The 20,715-nt window shown below is 66.9% G+C and carries 19 protein-coding genes; 1 reads left to right on the top strand and 18 read right to left on the bottom strand.

What is annotated here, in order from left to right:
* Positions 1-27 precede the first annotated feature (27 nt).
* The gene (locus tag A7Q26_RS00350; RefSeq protein WP_066854876.1) at positions 28-606 is read left to right on the top strand and encodes a TIGR00730 family Rossman fold protein; all 579 of its coding nucleotides are present in this window, start codon (positions 28-30) and stop codon (positions 604-606) included.
* 6 nt (positions 607-612) lie between these two features.
* On the opposite strand, the gene A7Q26_RS00345 is transcribed toward A7Q26_RS00350, so the two are convergent.
* The 18 genes from A7Q26_RS00345 to A7Q26_RS00260 form a co-directional block, all read right to left on the bottom strand.
* Positions 613-1,626 carry an adenosine deaminase gene (locus A7Q26_RS00345; RefSeq protein ID WP_066854873.1) on the bottom strand — a complete coding sequence of 338 codons (1,014 nt, stop codon included), beginning with the start codon at positions 1,624-1,626 and terminating at the stop codon, positions 613-615.
* Positions 1,627-1,701: 75 nt separating this feature from the next.
* Entirely contained in the window at positions 1,702-2,397 is a 696-nt protein-coding gene (locus A7Q26_RS00340) for an HAD family hydrolase (protein WP_066855326.1), read from the bottom strand.
* Positions 2,398-2,407: 10 nt separating this feature from the next.
* Entirely contained in the window at positions 2,408-3,688 is a 1,281-nt protein-coding gene (gene guaD / locus A7Q26_RS00335) for a guanine deaminase (protein WP_066854871.1), read from the bottom strand.
* A complete protein-coding gene (gene xdhC, locus A7Q26_RS00330; RefSeq protein ID WP_066854868.1) occupies positions 3,685-4,605 on the bottom strand; it encodes a xanthine dehydrogenase accessory protein XdhC in 921 nt (306 codons plus the stop codon). Before xdhC ends, guaD begins: the two co-directional genes overlap by 4 nt.
* Positions 4,602-6,911, bottom strand: a complete 2,310-nt coding sequence (gene xdhB, locus A7Q26_RS00325; protein ID WP_066854865.1) for a xanthine dehydrogenase molybdopterin binding subunit — start codon at positions 6,909-6,911, stop codon at positions 4,602-4,604. The genes xdhC and xdhB overlap by 4 nt, the downstream gene beginning before the upstream one ends.
* Positions 6,904-8,334, bottom strand: a complete 1,431-nt coding sequence (gene xdhA, locus A7Q26_RS00320; protein WP_066854862.1) for a xanthine dehydrogenase small subunit — start codon at positions 8,332-8,334, stop codon at positions 6,904-6,906. The genes xdhB and xdhA overlap by 8 nt, the downstream gene beginning before the upstream one ends.
* A 1-nt stretch (position 8,335) precedes the next feature.
* Entirely contained in the window at positions 8,336-8,665 is a 330-nt protein-coding gene (gene uraH / locus A7Q26_RS00315; RefSeq protein WP_066854859.1) for a hydroxyisourate hydrolase, read from the bottom strand.
* Positions 8,662-10,080 (bottom strand): FAD/NAD(P)-binding protein, encoded by a 1,419-nt coding sequence (locus A7Q26_RS00310; RefSeq protein ID WP_066854856.1) that lies wholly within the window; start codon positions 10,078-10,080, stop codon positions 8,662-8,664. The genes uraH and A7Q26_RS00310 overlap by 4 nt, the downstream gene beginning before the upstream one ends.
* Positions 10,077-10,538 (bottom strand): 2-oxo-4-hydroxy-4-carboxy-5-ureidoimidazoline decarboxylase, encoded by a 462-nt coding sequence (gene uraD / locus A7Q26_RS00305; RefSeq protein ID WP_084438920.1) that lies wholly within the window; start codon positions 10,536-10,538, stop codon positions 10,077-10,079. Before uraD ends, A7Q26_RS00310 begins: the two co-directional genes overlap by 4 nt.
* A complete protein-coding gene (gene hpxZ / locus A7Q26_RS00300; RefSeq protein WP_066854852.1) occupies positions 10,535-10,915 on the bottom strand; it encodes an oxalurate catabolism protein HpxZ in 381 nt (126 codons plus the stop codon). The genes uraD and hpxZ overlap by 4 nt, the downstream gene beginning before the upstream one ends.
* The gene (gene puuE, locus A7Q26_RS00295) at positions 10,912-11,787 is read right to left on the bottom strand and encodes an allantoinase PuuE (protein WP_066855323.1); all 876 of its coding nucleotides are present in this window, start codon (positions 11,785-11,787) and stop codon (positions 10,912-10,914) included. The genes hpxZ and puuE overlap by 4 nt, the downstream gene beginning before the upstream one ends.
* On the bottom strand, positions 11,784-12,965 hold the full coding sequence (locus A7Q26_RS00290; RefSeq protein ID WP_443018145.1) for a pyridoxal-phosphate-dependent aminotransferase family protein: 1,182 nt from the start codon (positions 12,963-12,965) through the stop codon (positions 11,784-11,786). Before A7Q26_RS00290 ends, puuE begins: the two co-directional genes overlap by 4 nt.
* Before the next feature lie 55 nt (positions 12,966-13,020).
* Positions 13,021-14,256: an allantoate amidohydrolase gene (locus A7Q26_RS00285; protein ID WP_066854845.1), complete on the bottom strand. Its 1,236-nt coding sequence runs from the start codon at positions 14,254-14,256 to the stop codon at positions 13,021-13,023.
* Entirely contained in the window at positions 14,250-15,827 is a 1,578-nt protein-coding gene (locus A7Q26_RS00280; protein ID WP_066854842.1) for a gamma-glutamyltransferase family protein, read from the bottom strand. The genes A7Q26_RS00285 and A7Q26_RS00280 overlap by 7 nt, the downstream gene beginning before the upstream one ends.
* Entirely contained in the window at positions 15,827-16,744 is a 918-nt protein-coding gene (locus tag A7Q26_RS00275; protein ID WP_084438927.1) for a 5'-methylthioadenosine/S-adenosylhomocysteine nucleosidase, read from the bottom strand. The genes A7Q26_RS00280 and A7Q26_RS00275 overlap by 1 nt, the downstream gene beginning before the upstream one ends.
* Positions 16,741-18,108, bottom strand: a complete 1,368-nt coding sequence (locus tag A7Q26_RS00270) for an NCS2 family permease (protein ID WP_066854836.1) — start codon at positions 18,106-18,108, stop codon at positions 16,741-16,743. Before A7Q26_RS00270 ends, A7Q26_RS00275 begins: the two co-directional genes overlap by 4 nt.
* Positions 18,105-19,448, bottom strand: coding sequence for an AtzE family amidohydrolase (locus tag A7Q26_RS00265; RefSeq protein ID WP_066854833.1), 1,344 nt, complete (start codon positions 19,446-19,448; stop codon positions 18,105-18,107). The genes A7Q26_RS00270 and A7Q26_RS00265 overlap by 4 nt, the downstream gene beginning before the upstream one ends.
* On the bottom strand, positions 19,445-20,605 hold the full coding sequence (locus A7Q26_RS00260) for an AtzG-like protein (protein WP_066854830.1): 1,161 nt from the start codon (positions 20,603-20,605) through the stop codon (positions 19,445-19,447). Before A7Q26_RS00260 ends, A7Q26_RS00265 begins: the two co-directional genes overlap by 4 nt.
* Positions 20,606-20,715 lie beyond the last annotated feature (110 nt).

The raw sequence follows: 20,715 nt of genomic DNA, 5'->3' as shown, positions 1-20,715 counted from the left end.
GCGCCCGACACGCGGAGAGACGGGCGGATGCGGATCTGCGTCTTCCTCGGTTCCTCGCCGGGGCGGCTGCCTATCTATCGCGAGGCGGCCGAAGCCTTCGGCACCCTGCTGGCGAAGCGCGGCATTGGCCTGGTCTATGGCGGCGGCACGGTCGGGCTGATGGGCGTGGTCGCCGATGCGGCCTGCGCGGCGGGCGGCGAGGTGATAGGGGTCATTCCCGAAGCGCTGCGCGCGCGCGAGCATGACCATCAGGGGATCAGCGAACTGCATGTCGTCCAGACCATGCATCAGCGCAAGGCACTGATGGCCAAGCTCGCGGACGGCTTCGTGACGCTGCCCGGCGGCATCGGCACGTTCGAGGAAATGTTCGAGGCCTGGTGCTGGTCCCAGCTTGGCTATCATGAAAAGCCGGTCGGGATGCTGGACGTCAACGGCTTCTACAGCGGCATGTCGGGCTTCATCGACCATGTCGTGGCGGAGGGCTTCCTGAAACCCGAACATCGCGCGATGCTTCTGATCGAGCGCGATCCCGAAGTGATGCTCGACCGCATCGCCCAATATCTGCCGCCCCGCACCGAACATTGGCTGGGCGACGATGATGTGTGAGGCTGGTCAGGGCGTCGCCAGATAGGCGTCCAGTCGGGCCAGATGCGCCGCCACCGCCTCCTCCGGCAGGAAGGAGCCGGTGAAGCTGTTGCGCGCAAGGCGGCCCAGCGCTTCCCGGTCCAGCCCGCGCGCGCGTGCCACGGCGCGATAATTGTCCGCGATATAGCCACCGAAATAGGCCGGGTCGTCCGAATTGACCGTGGCTTTGAGGCCCAGTGCCAGCATCTGGTCGATCGGGTGATCTTCGATCGCGTCGATCACGCAGAGCTTGAGGTTGGAGAGGGGGCAGACGGTCAGGGTCATGCCCTCGCGCGCCAGGCGCTCGACAAGAGCCGCATCCTCCAGCGCGCGATTGCCATGGTCGATCCGGTCGACCTTCAGCAGGTCGAGTGCTTGACAAACATAGGCGGGCGGCCCTTCTTCCCCGGCATGGGCAACGAGGCGCAGCCCCTTGTCGGCGGCGGCAGCGAACACGCGGGCAAATTTCTCGGGCGGATGGCCCATTTCCGATGAATCAAGGCCGACCGCCGCGATCCGGTCGAGCCACGGCTCCGCCTCCGCAAGCGTCGCGAACGCCTCTTCCTCGCTCAGGTGGCGCAAGAAGCTGAGGATGAGCAGGTTGGTCATGCCATGCCGTGCTTGCGCCTCGGCACAGGCGGAAAGCAGCCCCTCAACCACCTCGGCGAAGGCGATACCGCGCGCCGTGTGGGTCTGCGGATCGAACATGATCTCGGCATGGACCACGCCGTCGGCCGCCGCGCGATCGAAATAGGCGGCGGCAAGGTCATGGAAATCCTGCCGCGTCCGCAGCACGTCCGCCCCGGCATAGTAGATGTCGAGGAAATCCTGGAGATTGCCGAAGGCATAGGCGGCGCGCACCGCCTCCACATCCGCATAGGGGATCGCGACGCCATTGCGCCGGGCGAGGGCGAACATCAGTTCCGGCTCCAGGCTCCCCTCGATGTGCAGATGGAGTTCGGCCTTGGGCAGGCCGGCGATGAAGGCGTCGAGATCGGTCATGGCATCGACTCTAGGCGGGCCGGTCATCGCCCGCAAATGCAATCCGGGCGACGGCGCGTTGCCGCAATGCGCGCATCAAAGGATCGACCGGACCCAATCCGGCAGATCGCCCAGCCGGTCGAGCAGGCGGAAGCGCGGATGATCCTCGGGCACCCGGCCCATTTCATGCGCCCAGGCGCCTTCCTGCGGAATATAAGCGGCCCATGCGCCCGCCTCCAGCGCGGGATTTATATCCGATCGCAGCGAATCGCCCGCCATCACCGCTTCCTCCGCCGCGACGCCATATTGGGCAAAGATGCGGGTGAAGGTGTCCGGCTTCTTGTCGCTGACGATCTCGATTCCGCTGAACAGGTCGCCCAGGCCCGACGCTGCCAGCTTGCTTTCCTGGTGCAGCAGGTCACCCTTCGTCACCAGCACGACCTTGCCCAGATGCGACAGCGCCTCCAGCGTTTCCAGCACATCGTCGAACAGCTCGACCGGATGGGCGAGCAGGGTACGCCCGGCAGCGAGAATGTCGGCGACCAGCGACTTGGAAAGATTGTCTCCCGCCAGTTCGACCGCCGTCTCGATCATCGACAGCGTAAAGCCCTTGGCGCCATAGCCATAGAGTTTGAGATTGCGCGTCTCGCAGGTGATGAGCCGGTCGCGGGTGACGGAATCCTCAGCGAAGGGTTTCAACATCGCCACCAGCGCTTCTTCGGTCGCGTTGAAATGACGCATATTGTGCCAGAGCGTGTCGTCGGCATCGAGGCAGATGAGCTTGATCGTCATGTCCGTTCCATCATGCGCGGGCGACGCGCGCCCCCAGAACATAGGTGGCCGCGACCGCCCGGTCGTCGCCCAATATCTGCAATGCGAAAAGCCGTTCGGCAAGGTCCGCGCCCGCCGTGCGCCGCGCCAGCAGCGGCGTGGCGCCCGGGTCCAGCACCACAAAGTCCGCCTCCTGCCCCCGCAGCAGCCCGCCGACCTTGTCGCCGATATGCAGCAAAGCCGCGCTGCCCGCCGTCGCGAGATAGAGTGCGCGGAAGGGATCGAGCCGATGTCCGCGCATCAGCCCCGCCTGATAGGCGACCCCGGCGGTGTGGAGCATCGAAAAACTGGTGCCCGCCCCGACATCGGTGCCAAGGCCGAGCTTCAACCCATGCCGCGCCGCTTGGCTGAAGTCGAAAAAACCCGATCCCAGGAACAGGTTGGACGTCGGGCAGACCGCGATCCCCGCGTCACTCTCCCGCATCCGCGCGCAGGCGCGATCGGACAGATGGACGCCATGGGCAAACACCGACCGCGCGCCGACCAGCCCGAAGCGATCATAGGCATCGAGATAGTCTATGGCGTCTGTAAAACGCGCAGCCACCTCCGCACATTCGCGCACATTCTCAGCGAGATGGGTGTGCAGCAATGCGTCTGGATGCGCGTCGAGCAATGCGCCCGCGACATGCAATTGGGCGTCGGACGAAGTGAGTGCAAAGCGGGGTGTCACGGCGTAACCCAGCCGCCCCGTGCCGCACCAACGGCGGATCAACGCCTCGCTCTCGCCGCGTGCCGTTTCCACCGTGTCGGCCAGCCCCTCCGGCCCCAGATCCATCAGCACCTTGCCCGAAATGACCCGCATGTTGCGCTTGCACGCCGCATCGAACAGCGCATCGACCGAATGGGCATGGACTGTCGGAAAGACCAGCGCGCTGGTCGTGCCGTTGCGCAGCAGTTCGTCCAGGAACAGCCCGGCGACCTGGTCGGCATGAGCACGATCGGCGAACGCCTTTTCCGCCGGGAAGATATGCCGGTCGAGCCAGTCGAGCAGTTGCTCGCCATGGGAAGCGATCCGGTCCATCTGCGGATAATGGACATGGGCGTCGATGAAGCCCGGCACGATCAGCCCCGGCAGCGTCTCGACCGCTATGCCCGGATGAAGCGGCGCGAGATCGGCATAGGCGCCGCGCGCGACGATGATCCCGTCCTCCACGACCAGCAGCCCGTCCGGCTCATGCCGCACCGGATCGGGATGCGTCGCCGGATCAAGCGGCACCGACACTATTTCGCCGCGAAAGGCTCGAACGGTCATGGCCGCTCCAGTTGCAGCAATTGGGCCAGCGCCGCGATGGCGATGACGTCCGGCTCCTTGCCGGTGACGCCGGTGACGCCGATCGGGCAGGTCAGCCGCGCGCGCGCTGTATAGGCCACGCCGTCGCGCTCCAGCCGATTGTGGAAGCGCGCCCGCTTGGTCTGCGATCCGATCAACCCGACAAAGGCGATCGGCTCCCGCTCCAGCGCCGCGCGGGTCAACTGATAGTCGAGCGCATGGTCATGGGTCAGGATCAGCATCGCCGCATCCTCCGGCGCCTCGGCGACGCACTGCGCGATCGCGTCTTCCGGCACGATTGCGACGCCGTCGATCGTCTCGAACAGCGGCCGCGTATCGAACCAGGCGAGCCGGAAGGGCAAAGCCTGCGCATGGCGGGCGATCGCCTGGCCGACATGGCCCGCGCCGAACAGATAGAGCGATCGGCGACGCTGCCCGATCATCTCGACGAAGGTCGCGCCCTCGCGCGGCCGGTCGCCCCGCGCCGACAGCGGCGTGGGGATAGCCTGCGCGCTGACATGGCGCGCGATCCGGCCGGATGTGAGCATGGAGACCAGCACCCGCTCCTCCGCCGCATCGGCCAGCCAGCCCAGCGCCGCGGCATCGACATGCTCGATCAGCAGCCGCACCCGCCCGCCGCAACATTGGCCCAGCAATGGTCCCAGCGGATAGTCCTGGACCCGCCAACTGCCCGGCGGCAGCGCCATGATGGCACGGGCCTGCTCGATCGCGCGATGCTCCAGCTGCCCGCCGCCGATCGTCCCGAACAGCCGGTCGGCAGTCACCAGCATCCGCGTCCCGGCGCCGCGTGGTGCCGACCCCTCGCTCGCCAGCACGCTCACCAGCGCCGCCGGTTCCTGCGTGGCTACCTCCCGCAGCCATGCCAGCCAGTCGCTCATGCGGCGCGATGGCCTGCGATGGCGCGCAATATGCGTTCGGGGGTCGCCGGCGCGTCGAGCGGGGGCAAGGCGCGCCGCTCCGGCGCGGTGGCGGCGATCGCCTGCGTCAGCGCGGAAAAGACCGAGATGGCCAGCATGAAGGGCGGCTCTCCCACCGCCTTGGAGCGGTTGATCGTCGGCTGGACATTCACGCCGTTCCACAGCTGGATCGACAGATGGCGCGGCCGGTCCGACGCGGTCGGGATCTTGTAGGTGGCGGGGGAATGGGTCAGAAGCCGGCCCTTGTCATCCCACACCAGTTCCTCGGTGGTGAGCCAGCCCTGTCCCTGGAGGAAGCCGCCCTCAATCTGGCCGATGTCGATCACCGGGTTCAGCGACTTGCCGACATCGTGCAATATGTCGACTGCCAGCACCCGATGCTCGCCGGTCAGTGTGTCGACGGCGACTTCCGCCACCGCCGCGCCATAGGCGAAATAGTAGAAGGGTCGACCTTTATGCGCGGCCCGGTCATAGGCGATGTCGGGCGTCGCATAATAGCCGGTCGAGGACAGCGAGACGCGCCCCATATGTGCCTTGCGGCACAGGTCGCCGAAGCCCAGCCGTTCGGTGCCGATCTGCACCTCGCCATGTGCAAAACGCACCGCTTCGGGGTCACAGCCAAAGCTCCGCGCGGTAAAGTCGGTCAGCCGCTCGCGGATCGTCATCGCGGCATTATAGGCCGCCATGCCGTTGAGGTCGGCGCCCGAGGAGGCCGCAGTGGCAGACGTATTGGGAACCTTGTCCGTTCGCGTCGCGGTGATACGCACTTGGCCCACCGGCACAGCGAACACGTCTGCCACCACCTGCGCTACCTTGACATAGAGGCCCTGACCCATCTCCGTGCCGCCATGATTGATCTGGATGCTGCCGTCGGCATAGACATGGACCAGCGCGCCGGCCTGGTTCAGGTGGGTGGTGGTGAAGCTGATCCCGAACTTGACCGGGGTCAGTGCGATGCCCTTCTTGAGCACCGGATTGCTGGCGTTGAAGGTGGCGATCGCTTCCCGCCGCGCATCGTAATGGGCATCGGCGCGCAGCCGCACGATCAGCCGCGGCGCGATATTGTCGACCACCTGCATGTCATAGGGCGTGACGTCGCGGCCGGGGCCGTAGAGATTGGCGATCCGCACATTGAGCGGATCGATCCCCAGAAGCGCGGCGACGTCGTCCATGATCCGCTCGATCGCCAGCATCCCCTGCGGCCCGCCGAACCCGCGAAAGGCGGTGGCGGAGACGGTGTGGGTCTTGAGCCGCTCCGAGACGATCTCGACCGCAGGCAGATGATAGCAATTATCGACATGGAACATCGCCCGGTCGTTGATCGCGGGCGACAGGTCCACCGTCGCGCCGCAGCGAGAGGCGAGGCGCAGCTTGAGCGCCAGCACACGGCCTTCCGCATCGAAGCCCGCTTCATAATCGACCCGGAAGTCATGGCGCTTTCCGGTCATCACCATGTCGTCGTCGCGGTCGCAGCGGAACTTGGCGGGGCGTCCGGTCTTGTGCGCCACGAGGGCAGCAGCGGCGGCAAAGAGAGCGGCCTGCGTCTCCTTGCCGCCGAACGCGCCGCCCATGCGCCGCACTTCGACCGTCACATCGGCGGAGGCGCGATGAAGCATATGCGCGACCAGATGCTGCACTTCGCTGGGATGCTGGGTGGAGGACAGGACATGCATCTGCCCATCCTCGCCCGGCGTCGCGATGGCGACCTGCCCCTCCAGATAGAAATGATCCTGCCCGCCCATGTCGAAGCCGCCAGTCAGGCGATGCGGGGCGTCGGCCAGTGCGGCGGCGGCGTCGCCTCGCGCCATGCGCTGGGTCGGTTCGATGAGCGACGCGGCGGCGCGGGCATCGGCGATGGTCAGATGCGCGGGCAGCCGTTCATAATCGACTCGTCCCAGCCGCGCTGCTTGCCGCGCGGCGCGCTGGCTGGTCGCGGCAACCAGAAAGATGGGCTGGCCGACATACAGCACCTCGCCATCCGCCAGCAGCCGGTCGTCGCCTGCGACCGGGCTGACATCATTGGCCCCCGGAATGTCGGCGGCGGTATAGACTGCGACCACACCCGGTGCGGCGCGCACGGCGGACAGGTCCATGGCGGTGATGCGCGCATGGGCCTCTTGGCTCTGGCCGAAAGCCAGGTGCAGCATCGCTGCCGGTTCGGGCAGGTCGTCGGCATAGCGGGCGAGGCCGCTCACATGCAGCGCCGCACTGTCATGCGGGTTGGAGGGCTTTGCCAGCGCCAGCCGGACGGCATCGTGCTCAGCCATGTTCCGCCTCCAGCGCCAGCAGAGACACCGGTGCCCCAGCCTCCCGATGCCAGAGCCGCCAGAACAGGCTCGCCGCCGCCTCGATCCGGTAGGCGGCGCTGCCGCGCACATCGCTGAGCGGTCTATAATCCGCGCTCAGAGCCGCAGCAGCGGTTGCGATCGTTGCTTGCGTCAAAGGCTGGCCGGCCAGCGCCGTCTCGCAGGCCAGGGCGCGGCGCGGCGTCGCGGCCATGCCGCCAAAAGCGACCCGTGCTTCCACGATATGAGCGCCGTCCATCCGCAACCGGATCGCGCCGCACACCGCCGAAATATCGCTGTCGAACCGGCGCGACAATTTGCCGATCAGGATGATGTCGCGGGGGTCGGGATGCGGCACATATATGCTCTCGACAAACTCGAACGGTCGCCGGTCCTGCTGCCCATAGGCCAGAAAATAATCCTCCAGCGCGATCGTCCGCCGCCCCATCGCGCTGCGCAGCGTAAGACTTGCGCCCAGCGCGATCAGCGCTGGCGGCCCGTCGCCGATCGGCGACCCGTTGGCGATATTGCCGCCGATCGTGCCGGCATTGCGCACCTGCAAGCCGCCGATCCGCCGCACCAGCTCGCCCATGTCCGGGTGGAGCCGCGCGAAGGCGGCATGGGCATCGGCATAGCGCACGCCCGCGCCGATGGTCACGCCATCCTGCCCTTCCTCGATTCCCTGCAATTCCCTGATGTCGCCGATGAAGATCAGCGTCTCCGGCGTTTGCAGCCCCTTCGTCACCCACAGGCCGACATCGGTCGCCCCAGCGACCAGCCGTGCGTCGGGATGCGCCGCAAGCAGGTCGGCCAGCGCCTCGACGGTGCGGGGGATGAACCAGCGCCGATCGGCAAGGCTGCCGGACATCGTCTCATCCGAAACGATCGCCTTGAGCGTCGCGACCGTCGCGCGATCGTCTCGCGGTAGCGCAGTCACCGTCTCCGCCGCTTCCAATATCGGGCCATAGCCGGTGCAGCGGCACAGATTGCCCGCCAGCACATCGGCGACCGGCAGGTCATGGCCGCGCGCGCCGATGCAGCGGCCATGCAGCGACATGACGAAGCCAGGGGTGCAGAAGCCGCATTGCGAACTGCCGTTTGCCGCCATGCAAGCCTGCAAGGGATTGAGCGCGGTGTCGCACCCCAGGCCCTCGATCGTCAGCAGCGCCTTGCCTTGCAGCATCGGCAGGAAGAGGATGCAGCTATTGACCGCCCGCCAGGCGATCGCGTCGCCGTCCAGTTCGCCCACCAGCACGGTGCAGGCGCCGCAATCGCCTTCGGCGCAGCCCTCCTTCGTGCCCGTCCGGCCCATGCGATAGCGCAGATGGTCGATCAGGGTGGCGGTGGGATCGACGTCGGCGACTTCGACGATCGCACCGTCCAGCAGGAAACGCACGCCGTTCATCTCAGCTGCCCCGGTAGGTCGAATAGCCATAGGGCGATACCAGCAGCGGGACATGATAATGGTCGTCATCCGCGACACCGAAGTCGACAGTTACGACGTCCAGGAACGGCGGTTCGGCCAGGTCCGTTCCGCGTGCCCGATAATAGGCGGCGACCGCAAAGGTCAGGCGGTAGCGACCCGGCTCGATCGGGGGCAGGCCGGTGCAGCGCCCATCAGCGTTGGTCGTGCCGGCGAAGAGCAGCGCGCCCTGTGCCGTTAGCAGTTGCAGCGCCACCCCTTGCGCCGGGCAGCCATGGGCAGTGTCAAGAATATGGGTGGAAAGGCTGGTCATTCCGCCGCCTCCTGACGCGGCCATTGGCCGACAAATTCCGCTTCGTCATAGGCGATCAGGTCGGCGACCAGCGCCTCGCCGTCATCCAGGAACAGCTGGTCGGTGACGCCGCGCACCAGCCGGGGCAGGGCAGTCTGCAAGCCTGAAAGCGCCGAGGCGGACAAGCCCAGGCTGATGAGCGCCGAATAGTTGAAAGCGAACAGGCCATGCAAAGCCGCTCCCCCCCCGTTGTCGCGCGGCAGCAGTTCGAAGCCCGCGCCGAGATAGGGATGGGCGTCGATCAGTGCATTGACCTCGCCGGCGGGCGGGGTGAAACGATCGGCCCAGCGCGCGATCCGGTCCGCCACCAGCCGCAATTCGGGACGCAGGCCGGGATCGCTGATCAGTCCGGTCGACAGGACCACGAAATCGAACAGGGTTTCACCCTGCGGCGTCAACACGCAGACCTGTCCATTTCGCTGTTCAACTTTCAGCCATGGTGCGCCCATATGCAGCGCGAAGCCGGGCCAGGCCGCCGCGCGCTCGAACGTGTCGTTGGTGGGCGGCTGGTTGTGCCCCAGGAAGCTTGCCATCACCCGATATTTGGTCGCGTCGTCCAGAGCGGGATAGCGTCCGGTAAAGCCGACCCGCTCCATGAAGCGGATCGGGTTGATGCGCGGCAGAGTCTTGCGCCGGATGAAGACATGCGCCTCCGCCACGCCGAGGCTCAGCGCCGCGTGGGCATTGTCGAACGCTGACGCGCCGCCCCCCAATATGCCGATCCGCCTGCCCTTGAGCGCGGCATAATCGATCGGCTCGCTGGTGTGGGCGTAGAGGTGGCGGGGCAGGGCGTCGCGGATCATCGCGGGCGTGTGCCATTCGCCGCCGCCTTGGATGCCGGTGGCCAATATGACCTTGCGCGCCAGCAGCGGCGACTGTCCATCCAGATGCAGCCGGTGAAGGCCAGCCCCCAGCGGCTCGACCAGGGTCAGCCGCGTCTCGTTGCGCACCGGCAGCGCCAGCACCCGCCGATACCAGCGCAGATACGCCATCCAGTCGCCGCGCGCGATCTTGTCGATCGCATCCCAGCCCGCCGCGCCATGCTGCGCCTCCCACCAGGCGCGATAGGTGAGCGCCGGAATGCCAAAGTCGATGGGGTTGAGCGTCTTGGGCGTGCGCAGCGTGATCATCCGCGCATAGCTGTCCCACGGTCCTTCCAGCCCTTCGGGGCTTTCGTCGATAACCAGGATGTTGGACACGCGCTCGCGCAGCAGGCCGAAAGCTGCGGCCAACCCGCTCTGCCCGCCGCCGACGATCACGACATCATGGACATGGTCTTGTGAGTGCGTGCGCGGGCGCGTCCAGTCCGGTCCGCCAAAGCCGATCAGCGACAGCTGGCGGGCGAGGTCGGCTTCCAGGGCGGGCAGGCCGATCATGCTCCCGCCTCCATATCCTTAAGCCGTAGGCGGACGATCTCGCCGATCTGGGCGATGGCGGTGGCGATCTCCTCGTCCCGCTCGTGGCGCAGACGCTCTTCCATGGCCGCTAATATACCTGCCTTGTCGGTCAGCCGCACGCAGATGATGAAGGGGAATCCGAAGCGTTCGCGATAGGCGGCGTTCAGCGCATGGAAGCGCGCAAATTCCTCTGGCGTCAGGCGGTCGAGGCCGGCGCTTGCCTGTTCCGCCGCCGATGCGTCGGTCAATGTCCGGTCGATCGCCGCCTTGCCCGCCAGTTCAGGATGCGCGCGGATCAGGGCAAGCTGTTCTTCGCCGCTGGCGCTGTGGACGACCGCCATCAAATCCGCCCATCGGTCGCCAGAGGAGGGGCGCGCGTCGGCCCGCGCCTCGATCCAGGGACTATGTTCGAACAATGGCTGTTTGGGGCCGGTCAATGGGTGTTCCCCTCCAGGCTGACGTGCGCGGACACCACCTTCCAGCCATCGGCGAACTTGACCCAGCTCTGTGTCTGTCGGCCGCGTCGGTCGCTATTCTCGCGGAAGAACTCGGCGTCCGCCGTGGCAAAGCTGTCGCCGTAAACCGTGATCGCCACCTTCCCCAGCTTGCGCTGCGGCGATCCGCCACGGCCCTTGCGGAATTCGCGTATCTCTTCGATGCCGTAAAGCACTTCGCCCACGCCATAGCGGTTGGTGGTCGGTGCATCATGGAACAGGGCGTCCATCGCGGGGATGTCGTCTTCCATCAGCGCGCGCTCATATTCCATGAAAGCGGCGGTCATTTCGGCAAGCAGGTCGGGATCGTCGATGGTCATGCGGGGTGAACCTCCATCCAGTGGCGGGCGATGTCGATGCGGCGCGCTACCCAGGCGTCACCGCTGTCGATCACATGATCGAGGAAGCGGGCCAGCGCGCGGGCGCGGGCTGGGCGGCCGGCGATGCGGCCATGCAGGCCGACCGACATCATCCGCCCGCCTTCCTCACGGAGCTGGTCGAACGTGTCGCGCAGATAGCGGAAGAACTGCTCGCCCTCGGTAAAGCCGTTATAGGCGACCATCTTCATGTCGTTGGCGTCGAGCGTATAGGGGACGATCAGCTGGCCTTCGCTATAATAAGGCAAGTCGTCGGCGTAGCTGTCCGCATCATAGACGAAGCCGCCTTCTTCCCGCACCAGCCGGGCTGTGTTGGGCGATGTGCGGCCCTGATACCAGCCCAAGGGCCGGCCGCCGGTCAGGCAGGTGTGCAGCGCGATGGCCTGCGCGATATGCGCCCGCTCCACGTCTTCGGGTACCGTTTGATAGTCGATCCATTTGAGGCCGTGACTGGCGATTTCCCAATCGGCCGCCAGCATTGCTTCGACGGCCGCCGGGTTCATGGCCATCGCATTGGCCACGCCGAAGACCGTGACGGGCAGGCCGTGCTCGGTAAACATCCGATGAAGCCGCCAGAAGCCGGCGCGGCTGCCATATTCATAAAGGCTCTCCATCGCCATCGCCCGGTCGGGATGGCTCTGCGCGCCGACCATTTCGGACAGGAAGGCTTCGGACCCCTTGTCGCCGTTAAGGACGCTGTTTTCCGCACCCTCCTCATAGTTGACGACGAACTGCACGGCGACCCGCGCCCCGCCAGGCCAGCGTGGATCGGGCGGGGTGGCGCCATAGCCGATCAGGTCGCGGGGCGGGGTCATGCGTCCCATGCCTCCATCGCCGCCGTCACCGCTTCGCCTGCGGGCAGGGCGAACCCCTCGCGCCGCAGGCACGCCTCCAGCGCGCCCAGCGTAATCAGCACCTTGTGCCGCATCGCATTATAACCCATCGCGCCGATCCGCCAGATACGCCCCTGGAGCGGGCCGAAGGCGGTGCCGATCTCGATCTCGAACGCCTCCCGCATCATCGTGCGAACCCGCTCGCCATCGATGCCCTGCGGGATGAACACGCCCGTCACATTGGTCATGCGATGGGCATCGTCGCCGAAGACGGTGAGGCCCATGGCGCGCAGCCCGGTCGTCATCGCGCGGCCGGCAGCGGCATGGCGGGCGTAGCGCGCCTCCAGCCCTTCCCCCAGCATGATCCGCGCACATTCCCGCGCGGCATAGAGCATCGAGGTCGCTTCGGTATGATGGTTGAGGCGCTTGTCGCTCCAGTAATCCATGATCATGGCGAGGTCGAAATAGTTGGAGCCGATGCGCGGCCCCGCGCCATCGATGATGTCGTCCCGCCTTATGCCCGCCTCGACATGCTTGCGCCCCTGGATCAGCGCCGCAGCCTTGTTGGAAATGGTGATCGGCGCGGACCCGGAAGGCCCGCCCAGGCACTTCTGCAAGCCGCCGGTGACGATGTCGGCGCCCCAGCGGTCGGCCGCCAATTCCATTCCGCCGATCGTCGCGGTCGCATCGACATAGAGCAGAGCGCCCGCCGCATGGCACAGATCGCCCAGCCCATCGAGCGGCTGGGCCATGGTGGTGGAGGTATCGCCATGGATGGTCGCGACGACCCTGGGCTGCACCCGTCCGACCGCTGCGGCAATGGCGTCGAGGGGCACGGTTTCGCCCCAGGGCGCATCCACCCTCTCGATTGCCGCGCCGATGCGGCCGAGAATCTCCTGGAGCAACAGGCCGAACCGGCCGAAATTGACCACCAGCACGGTGTCGCCCGGCGCGACGATGCTGACCAGCGCTGCTTCGATCCCGGCGCGCGCGGTGCCATCGACCAGCATCGTCCACTGGTTCTGCGTGCCGAAGATCGGGCGATAGAGCGCCATGACCTGGTTCATATAGCCGGTCATTTCCGGGTCGAACTGGCCCAGCAGGTCGGCCGACATGGCGCGCAGCACGCGGGGATGGGCGTTGACCGGCCCCGGCCCCATCAGCAGCCGCTGGGGCGGGTCGATCTCGCCGAAGAGGCCGGAAGTCAGAGGTGCATCAAGCGGCGACAAAAGTCTCTCCCAGTTTTCCGATGAAGCCCAGCATAACCTGCAACGCGGCTTGCGCATCAGCGGGATCGACATGTTCGGCCGGATTGTGGCTGATCCCGTCCTTGCAGCGGATGAACAGCATCGCGGTCGGGCAGAGCGCCGCCATCACCATCGCATCATGCCCGGCGCCCGATACCAGGCGGAAGGCTGGCTGTCCGGTGCCGGCGATGGCTGCGTCCATCAGGTCCATGAGTTGCGGATCACAGGGACTGGCGGGCAGGTCGTGGACCAGCGTCGCTGCGAAATCCAGTCCGCGCCGGTCCGCGATGCTGGTTATGGCATCGAGGATATTCTCTGCCGTGCGATCACGCCGGGACTGGTCCCCCGACCGGATATCGAGCGTAAAGCGGACCTCGCCAGGAATGACATTGGCCGCACCCGGCAGCGCGTCGATCCGTCCCACCGTGGCGACAAGGTCCGAACTGTCCTCGCGCGCGAGCGCCTCCACTGCAAGCATTGCCTCCGCCGCCCCGGCCAGCGCGTCTCGGCGCAACGGCATCGACGTGGTGCCGGCATGGCCGGCCGTGCCCATGAGCGTCACCTGATAGCGCAATTGCGCCGCGATGCCGGTGACGGTGCCGAGCGCCAGCCCCTGCGCCTCCAGCACCGGACCCTGTTCGATATGCGCTTCCAGATAGGCCAGCGTGGAACCGGGCGTGCGGGCGGCGGAGAGATAGGTGCCGACATCGACGCCTGCATCCGCAAGCGCGACGCCATCGCCGTCCGTCAGATCCAGCGCCGCCGCTTCCAGCGTCCCGGCCACCGCCCGGCTGGTCAGCATGGCGGCGGGAAAGCGCGACCCTTCCTCGTCGCCGAAAGCGATGACCTCGATCGGAAAGGGCATCCGCTTTCCGGCGCGATGCAATGCGTCAACTGACTCAACACCCAGCATGATCCCCAATGGCCCGTCATATCGCCCGGCATTGCGCACGCTGTCGAGATGGCTGCCAATCAGCAGCGCGGAGGCCGAAGGATCGGTCCCCTCATATCGGCCGACGAGATTGGCGGCGGGGTCCAAATACACGGCCATCCCGGCCTCTTCCATCCATCCGCCCAGCGCCGCCTGCGCCGCTGCGTAGGCCGGGGTCAGATAGCCGCGATACAGGCCGCCCGCCATGTCGCTATAGGGGGGCACGCCCAGCGCGTCGCAGCGCGCCACTGCTCTCGCGCCGCCGCTCACCATGTCGCCACAGCGCCGTCGCTGCGCGGATCGGTCGCGCCCTCCAGCAGCCCGTCGCCATGGCGGACGATTGCCCCGGCATGGCCCATGGTCGCGGTCAGCGGGCCGACCCGCTCGACATCATGACCGGCGGCAGCGAGGTTCGCGTAAAGGCTGTCGTCGAACCCCTCCTCCAGCTTGAACGTGGTCGACTGGTCGCCCCATGTCCGGCCCAGCAACCAGCGCGGCGCGCTGACAGCCTCCTGCAAGTCGACGCCATAGCGGGCGTAGCGCGTGAACAAAGCGGCCTGCGTCTGCGGCTGGCCCTCGCCGCCCATCGTTCCATAGGCCATGACCCGCCCGTCATCGAAACAGGCGAGCGCCGGGTTCAGCGTGTGGAAGGGCTTGCGGCCGGGCTTGAGCGCGTTCCAGCCGCTCCCCGCCAGCCGGAAGCTGGCTCCGCGATTCTGCCACGTGATGCCGGTCCGCGGTAGCACCAGCCCCGATCCGAACTCGAAATAGGTGGACTGGATGCAGGACACGACGCGCCCCTCGCCATCGGCGGCCCCGAACCAGCAGGTATCGCCCCATTGCGGCGGTTGTGGCCATGGAAGGGCGCGGGCCGGATCGATCCGCGCCGCCAGCGCATCCAGCGCGGCGGGATCGTCCAGCAATCCCTGCCAGTCATAATCGTGGAAGGCCGGGTCGCCGACATGCGCGTCACGGATCAGGAAGGCCTGCTTGGTCGCCTCCACCAGCCCATGGACATGGTCGAAGCCATCCACGGCGTCGGCGTGCAGCCTGTCGAACAGGGCGAGGATCAGCAGCGAGGCAAAACCCTGCGTCGGCGGCGCGCTGTTATGGAGGGTCGCGCCCCTGATCCCGACATGCAGTGGGTCGGGCCGCGTTGCCCGATGCGCGGTGAGATCGGCGGTGGAAACGGGACTACCCAGCGCCGCCAGATCGGCGGCGATGTCGGCCGCCAGCGCGCCATTGTAGAAGCTCGCCAATCCCTCGTCCGAGAGTCTTTCAAGCGTATCGGCCAGCGCCGACTGGCGCAGCAGGTCTCCCTGGTGCAACGGTCGGCCTTCCGGCTCGAAGATCGCGGCATAGGCACCGGGTTGCCCGCGCAACTCGACGCCCTTGGCCGCTGCGATCCCCGCGCCGCCCGCCGTGACCGTCACGCCCGCTCGCGCATGGGCAATCGCATCGCGCAGCAGGCGCGCCAGCGGCAGCGTGCCGCCCTCCAGCGCCGCCGCCCAGCCGGAAATCGTCCCCGCCACCGTATTTGCCGCCAGTGGCCCGCGCGTTGGCACCGCGTGCAACCCTGCATAGAGCGACAGGTCGGCCTTCCCCGCCGCGCCGCCGCAACCATGGATCGCATGGACCTTTCCGTCCGGCTCGCGAATGACCCAGAAGCCATCGCCGCCGATCCCGGTCATGTGCGGGTAGACCACCGCCAGGCAAGCGGCGACCGCGACGCACGCCTCCGCCGCGTTGCCGCCATCGCGCAGCACGCTCAGCCCCGCCGCGCTCGCCAGATGATGCGGCGCAGTCACCATGCCGTTGCGGCCCGATATGGTCGCCAGCGCCATCAGTCAGGCAACGCCGCGACGAAGGCGCGCACGACATGCGCGCTGTTGACCGAGGCCAATGCCATGAAGGCGACCATCTGGTTCTCGCCCGCGTCGCCGCCGGCAAGATCGGAGAGGCTGCGAAAAACGATCGCCGGTACGCCATTGGCATAGGCGACCTGGGCCACCGCCGCGCTTTCCATGTCCAGAACCCGCGCCTTCCATGCGCTGCCCAGATAATCGCGGAACTCGGCATTGTCGGCGAAGACGCCCGCCGAAACCCCGGTGCCGCCGACGACGATCTTGGGATCATGCGGCAGGCAGGCGGGGCGCGCGCCCTCATTCTGGACGCAGCGCTCCAGCTTGACATCGCTCGCCACTTTCTGCGCCAGTTCGAGCATCGCGGGATCGACGCTGAAGCTGTAATGGCGCTTCACCGGCTCGGTCGCATTGCCGATGCGCACGCCGCGCGGGAACATCATGCCCCAGTTGGCGGGTGCGTTGGCATCGACCGTCTCCGGGGCCTTCCATCCCTCGCCGGTCTGGCGGGCGAAGGACACCTCCAGATATTGCGCCCAGTCCTGCGGCACGATGACGTCGCCGATCGACAGGCCGGGATCGACCCCGCCGGCAATGCCGGAAAAGACGATGCGCCGCACATTGAAACGGTCCAGCACCAACTGCGTGTTCATCGCGGCGTTAACCATGCTGACGCCGCTTTGCATCAGCAGTACCGGCTTCCCCGCCATCTTGCCGGTCAGGAAGGTCATGCCGTTGATCTGATGCCGCCTGGGCTTTTCGACCGACTTCACCAGCGCGTCCCATTCGGGGAGGAAGGCGGTCATGACCACGGTGCGCGGCGTGCTGTCCGCCTTGCGCGCGAGCGCCGGGGAGGAGAGGACGAGCGCCAGCAGGGCGAGGGCGAAGAGGCGCATCAGGCTGCTCCCATCCAGACGAAGCGTATGACGAACAGCCCTGCGAGCAGGAACAGGAACCAGTCCTTGCGCGTCGCCGTGCCGCGCAGCGCCTTCAAGGCGGCATGGGCGGTGATGCCGAAGGCCAGGCCATTGGCGATCGAGAAGGTCAGCGGGATCAGCGCGACGGTCAGGAAAGCGGGAATGGCCGACATCGGGTCTTCCCATTCCACCTCCGTCAGCGGCAACAGCATCAGGCCACCGACGATGATGAGCGCGGGCGCGGTCGCCGCGAGCGGCACCAGCTGGGCATAGGGGGCGACGAACATGGTGGCGAGGAAGAGGATGCCGGTGACGACGGCGGTGAGGCCCGTGCGCCCGCCTGCCTGCACACCCGCCGCGCTCTCGACATAGGAAGTGACGGTGCTGGTCCCCGCCATCGACCCGACGATGGTGGCGATCGCGTCCGTCGTCAGGATACGGTTGAGGCCGGGTATGCGCCCGGCCGCATCCATCAGCCCCGCGCGCTTCGTCACCGCGACCAGCGTGCCGATATTGTCGAACAGGTCGACGAACAGGAAGACGAAGAGGATTTCGAGCAGGCCCAGGCCATGGCTGCCGGTCAACCCGAACACGCCGGGCAGGTCCAGCTGAAAGGCGGTGCCGGTCAGCGCTTCCAGGCTATAGGGTTCGGGGCTGATCGTCACCATGCCGGTCAGCCAGCCGACGATCGTGGTGGCGACGATGCCGATCAGCATCGCGCCGCGCACATTCCACACGCTCAATGTGCCGATCAGCAGCAATCCCAGCAGCGCCAGCGCCGCGCCGGGGGCTTTCAGGTCGCCCAGCGCCACGAAGGTCGCGGGATTGGCGCCTACGATGCCCGCATTCTTCAGGCCGATGAAGCCGATGAACAGGCCGATGCCGCCGGCGACCGCCGCGAACAGATAGGTCGGGATGACCGCGACGATCAACTGCCGCACGCCGGTCAGCGTCAGGATGAGGAAGGCGACGCCGGAGAGGAAGACACAGCCCAGCGCGACTGGCCAGGGCACCCCCATCTGCCCCACGACGGTGAAGGCGAAATAGGCGTTCAACCCCATGCCCGGGGCCAGCGCCAGCGGGACATTGGCGGTCAGGCCCATCAGGATCGAGGCGAAGGCGGCAGCGAAGCAGGTGGCCGCCGCGACCGACGCCACCGGCATTCCCGCCGCGCCCAAAATCGCCGGATTGACCAGCACGATATAGGCCATGGTGAGAAAGGTGGTGATCCCGGCCAGCACCTCCGTGCGTGCGGAGGTGCCCCGCTCGCTGAGCGCGAAATAGCGGTCCAATGTTCCCGCCCGTTCCTGTGGCGCTTGTAGATCCGCGACGTGCGGCTGCGTCATGCAATGTCCCCCGAATATGCGCGCTCCGGCCTTGTAACGCCGGTAATTCCCTGTTGCTCCAGCATGGCGGCCAGCCGGAACAATGCCGGCTCGCCGCCTGGTTTGCCGATCAGTTGCAGTCCCAATGGCAGCCGTCCGGGACGATAGAGCGGAATGCTGAGCGAAGGGAAGCCGATGAAGCTGATCGGCTGCGTATGGATGCCAAGGTCGGCGCGCGCCGGCGTCATCGCGCCGTCGATCAGGATGCGGGGATCGTCGACCGGGGGGGCGGTGCAGGGTGTGGCGGGCGCGATCAGCACGTCATGGGGGGCGATCAGGTCGAGTAGCGTCGCGCGGAGGCGGGCTCGGAATGCCTGTGCCTCTTCGTACAAGCCTTCCGGCAGCAGCGCGCCGGCTATCAGCCGGTCGCGCACCTGTGGATCGAACGCCATGGCGTCCCGCGCCAGCGCCGCGCGATGCAGCCGTCCGCCTTCGCAGGCGGTGATGAGGAAGGCGGCGGAGCGGGCGCGGGCGATGTCGGGCAGCACGACGACCGGGGCGTCGGGTGCGATCGCCGTCATCGCGGCGACCTGATCGGGATCGACATTCTCCGCAAAGCGACCGCCCAGCCGGGCGATACGCAGCGGCGTGTCCCCGCAGACGGCGGCGGATCGGCCGCTCAGCACCTCCCAGATAAGGATCATGTCGGCTAGCGATCGGGTGAAGGGGCCGATATCGTCGAAACTGTCGGCGAACGGAAAGACGCCGGCCATCGGCAGGTCGCCATGCGTGGGCTTGAAGCCATAGAGGCCGGTCAGGCTGGCCGGTACGCGGATCGACCCATTGGTGTCGGACCCGAGCGAGAAGGGAAGAAGGCCGGCCGCGACTGCGGCGGCTGACCCGCCCGATGATCCGCCAGCGAGGCGGCGCACATCATGCGGGTTGCGCGTCGTGCCGTGGCGCGCGTTGATCGTCGCGAAGCCATAGGCGAACTCGTCCATGTTGAGCGTCGCCACGAGCACCGCGCCGGCGGCGTGCAGCCGCCTGACGGCTTCGGCGTCGCCAGTGGCCGGCGGTGCATCGGCATAGAGGCGGGACCCGGCGGTGGTCGGCAGGCCGGCGATGTCGAACAGATCCTTGACGCCATAGGGGACGCCAGCCAGCGGTCCTGGATCGCGTCCTGCGGCGATGACGGCGTCAACCCGCGCCGCATCCTGCCGGGCACGGTCCGGCAATGTTCGGGTCACGGCGCATAGTGGAGCTTCCCGCTCCGCCAGTGCCGACAGGCATTGTTCCAGTACCTGCGCGGCCGACACGCGACCGCTGCGCACGGCCTGGGCAATCGCGACGGCTTCCATCATGGCTTCACCTCTTCGCGAAGCCCAAGGAGAGTGTCCGCGTGACGATCCAGCAATGCCATGTTGGCGACCACGCCGGGCATGGATTCGGCATTGATCGGCAGGCCGATGGCCGCTGAAGCGCGCTGGATGTCCGCTTCGCTGCGGGGTACCCTTGATGCCGCTGCCGGGCGCGCAGCAGCAGCGTCTCCCTGTCGTCGGAAACGTGCGGCGAGCGCGGCGCACAGGAAAAGCTGCAATTGATGGAAGATCATCAGCGGCAGGATCAGCAAGCCGACCTGCGCGGCCGGAAACAAGGCGCCAGCCATGGGCACGCCCGATACCAGGCTCTTCTTCGACCCGCAGAAGAACAGCACGATCGCGTCTTCGCGCGGGAGGCGCAAGAGGCGCGTCGCGCCCATGTTGACGCCCATCACGACGGCCAGGAGGAGCGCGCTCAGTGCAAGCAGCAGCAACAGGTCCCAAGCGCCGACCTTTGTCCAGATGCCGCCGGTCACGGCGGCGCTGAAGGCGGAATAGACGACCAGCAGAATGGCGCCCCGATCGACCGGCAGCAGCAGGGTCCTGCGCTGGTCGATCCAGCCGCCGATCAGCGGACGCAGCAGATGGCCCGCGGCAAAGGGGGCCAGCAATTGCAAGGCGATGCTCTGGACCGAATGGAGGGCCGACACGTCGCCGCTGCGGCCCACATGCAGGATGGCGGTTGCCAGCAGCGGCGTGAGGACGATGCCGACCAGATTGGAAAGCGACGCGCTGCAAACCGCTGCGGCCACATTCCCGCCCGCCATTGCCGTGAAGGCGATCGATGATTGAACGGTCGATGGCAGGAGGGTCAGGTAGAGGACGCCCGACAGCAGCACCGGGTCTGTCCACTCGTCCATCAGCGTGGCGAGCGCGATTCCGGCTACAGGAAACAGCATGTAGGTGGAGCAAAGAACCAGCAGGTGCAGCCGCCAGTTGCCTGCCCCCTGGATGATGGCGGCGCGCGACAATTTGGCGCCGTGGAGGAAAAACAGAAGCGCGACGGCCAGGTCCGCAAGAATGTCGAGCCATGCCGCAGCCTGGCCCGTCACTGGAAAGAGCGACGCGCCTCCGACCATGAAGATCAGCCAAAGCAGGAAAGGGTCTATCCGCAAGGACGTTAGGGTCGGCCGCGCCATGGCGGCCTTATGCCTGCCTTGTCCCTACCGATCCAATAGAATGACTTCAATGGATCGTTGCAAAAAATAGAACGGCTTGCGGCGAGGTGGCGCAATTTTCGATCGTTGGC

The sequence above is a fragment of the Sphingobium sp. TCM1 genome, assembly GCF_001650725.1.
In the GTDB taxonomy this organism is placed as follows: domain Bacteria; phylum Pseudomonadota; class Alphaproteobacteria; order Sphingomonadales; family Sphingomonadaceae; genus Sphingobium.
This window is presented reverse-complemented; position numbering and strand designations above follow the sequence as displayed.